Raw genomic sequence first — 3046 nt, 5'->3', positions numbered from 1 at the left:
ACCAGGAAGATTATCGATATGGACGGCGCATTCATGCTCCTCGCCCTCTGATTTGAGATCCCCAACTATCCGGGCGAAGTGACGACGAAATGCAACAGCCCCTCGATAGGGCTGGTTATACGAATAGCTATTTTCATCAAAAGTCAAAGCACTATCGGCACTTGTCTTAAAGTCCAGACCACTCTGCGAAAACATGATGGCTTGCTCGAAAGCCGTTTGCTCGCGCGTCTCACGATGATCCGCGATTGCCCTTACAACAGCCTCAACCAGCCTGAATTTCGCGCGCGCAAGTGCCTCCAGGCTCATGCTTTCCCTCGCCATTATGGCATCGAGCGCCTTGCCGATGAACAGCGTCGATGAGGTCCGCGTCACATCCAGCCGCGCATTGCGGGGAAGAGCGCGGTCGATCCAGTTGATTAGACCCGTTTTGGTCCAATTCGGCTCTTCCATGCTGAGTGACAGCTGCGCGTGTAGGTCATTCACGAATGAGACGACCGCCTTACCTTGAGCGGTCACGTCAAGATGCGCTTCATCCGCCACAACGGATGGGGGTGCAAAATAGCCGAGTACCGGCAATGGATCGCAGGTTTCGAGTGGCCAAGGGATATCAAGGAAATGAGCGCGGTCGAACAGTTCGAGGATGCCGTTGCGCTGGACGCTCAGCACCGGGACAGAGAACGAACGTTTGCCCTCTTCGGCCTGCCGGACGGCAAGGCGCGCACCGCGTGTCCGGTACACGTAGGACTCCGCCCAGGTGCGGGCGGCCGCACGGCCGCCGGCCAGTTCAATCGCTTGGATCAATGATGTCTTGTCAACCTCACTGAGAGCGCCGCGCGCCTTGATGCTTCCAGTCGCCAGGTCGATCTGGACACGTCCTCCCGTAGCCGCTTCCAGGATGGTTTGCACGGCTGCGAAATCAACGTCGCTGGGCAGGTTGTCTTCATGGACGAAAGCGGAACCGCCCGCCTCTAAGCCTCGAATAGCGTCCTGATCAGCTCGGACCAGGGCTTCTGCTTCAACTCTCTCGAAGCCGTTGGCCACTAGGCCATCCTTGAGCGTCGTTGCAGCGGTCTGGAAACTAGTCGTCGTTGCGAAAGCATAAGCCCTGTTAAGATCCTGTCGTTTCTTCCATTTTGCGTTTGGAAGGCGCAGCACCCGCCCAAGGATTTGCTCGACGGCAGTGGCGGATTTCTGCTCTGCGACGGAGCACAAGACATAGGCGAATGAGCAATCCCAGCCCTCTCGCAGCTTCGACTGCGTAATGATAAAACGAATGGCGCAGTCGCGCGCGAACAGGTCTTTGCCGGCGATCTCATCTGTTTCGCCTGTCGCCATGGCAATATGACTTTCAGGCTGGCGGAAGTTCTCTATCAGCATCCGCCTCACTTCTTCGGCGTGAAGAGTCTTTTCGGTTTTTGATTTCCGCTCGGCCTGAAGGAGCATGATGGGGCGAACGAACTCCCCGGTGTCTGCCTCTTCCTCCGCTGCGGTCCGAGCGAGCTCGTCAAGCCATCCAATCGCATCCGCGATCGTGTCGTTCGGGTCGGTGCGCCCGCGCAGGATGACCGGCAGTTTGATCATCTCAGCCGTCTTCAACTCGGCTGCTGAAACCTGGTGCAGGATGTTCGAGGGAATAATACCCTTTGCAGGGTCCGCCTTGTCCGGCGTAACGGGCGTGGCTGTGAACTCGACGATCAGCGATGGTGCCAGACGCGCTAGCACGTCGAAAGACAGGTCGGTGCGTGCGTTGTGCGCTTCGTCAACGATCACCATCGGCCGCCGAAGCTTCAGGACGTTCGCAAAGGACGGAATAGGATCGCCGCCTGGTCCTTTGTCGAGGACAGCCCGCAGCCCGTCAGGCAGAGCCGTAAAATGGTCCATCAGCTCGCCATTGGCCTCATAAACCTTCAGGCCTTCAGTCTGCTCGCGGCGAAACGCTTGCAAGGTAGACACGATAATGCACGCGCCTCCGTCATAATCGGCACGCTTGGCATAGAGCGCGTCGGTGACGGTCATCACGCGCAGATTTTCACCAAAGCGTTCGGCAATAGCGCGGCGGTTCGGATGGGTGCGATCTTGCAGCGTTGCGAGGGTCTGATCACGGATCGTCTGCGACGGGACCAACCACAATACACACGGCGTCTCAGACTTTAAGTAGGTGTCGGCTGCGAGTGCGATCGAGTAAGAGGCAAGGATCGTCTTTCCGCCACCGGTCGGCACCCGAAGGCAGACATACGGAAGGCCTGGCAACGCCGGCGGTTGGTGATAAGGACGACGGGTCGCCTTGTAGAAAGCGGTGTCGGCATCGCTCGTCGTCGCCACGTCCGTAAGATAACTCGACAACGCAGCGAGGCACTGCTTTTGATAAAGCTTCGTCTGAAACGGCTGGGCCATGTCAGATACCCTCGATCTGATAAGGCACTTGGCGGAATGTCACGCCTGATGCAGTAAGCCGGTCATCTGGCACTGTGCAGCCTTCACCATAGACGATGCGGATGCCGTTAAAATCAGGCCCAGGCGATGGAAGTGATTTCAGCACTGAAGCCGTCAAAACGTTGCCAGCCTTAGTAGCCGGCACACCCATAGATGTAGGTGAAAATAAAAGATAAATCGCTCGCCCCTGAAAGGTGCCTATCAAAGGGTTTCCATCGGAGACTTTTTTTGGTATTGGCGAACCTGTGTCGCAAAAGAATACATGCGCAGCCAGATCAGCGAATTCCACGACATCATTAACGTTGCCGTTTGCGTCGAATAAGGTTTCGCCAAGATCGCAATAGCGAAAACCGCAATCTTTATTATCAATGCCAGAAACTACTGCCTTGAGACGCGGATAAGTCACCGAGTCAGAGATACGCTTATCCATCTCAACCAAAATGAAATTTCGCGAACCACCATCCTGTTGATTTAGTTCGATAACCGCATGACCCGTGGTGCCAGAGCCGGCAAATGAATCCATAATTATGGCATCCCGATCCGGACACAAGGCTTTTATTAAATAAGAAATTAAGCGGACAGGTTTCGGATAGTCAAACTCAACACCGATTTT

General features: G+C 55.7%; 2 protein-coding genes. Both read right to left on the bottom strand.

What is annotated here, in order from left to right:
* Positions 1-2394, bottom strand: a 2394-nt coding sequence (locus tag FV242_RS33385; RefSeq protein WP_147941946.1) for a DEAD/DEAH box helicase, incomplete at its 3' end; no start/stop codon positions are given.
* A 1-nt stretch (position 2395) separates the two neighbouring features.
* A partial coding sequence (locus FV242_RS33380; protein WP_147941945.1) for a DNA methyltransferase occupies positions 2396-3046 on the bottom strand: 651 nt, incomplete at its 5' end.

It is taken from the genome of Methylobacterium sp. WL64, from assembly GCF_008039945.1.
Taxonomy (GTDB): domain Bacteria; phylum Pseudomonadota; class Alphaproteobacteria; order Rhizobiales; family Beijerinckiaceae; genus Methylobacterium.
This window is presented reverse-complemented; position numbering and strand designations above follow the sequence as displayed.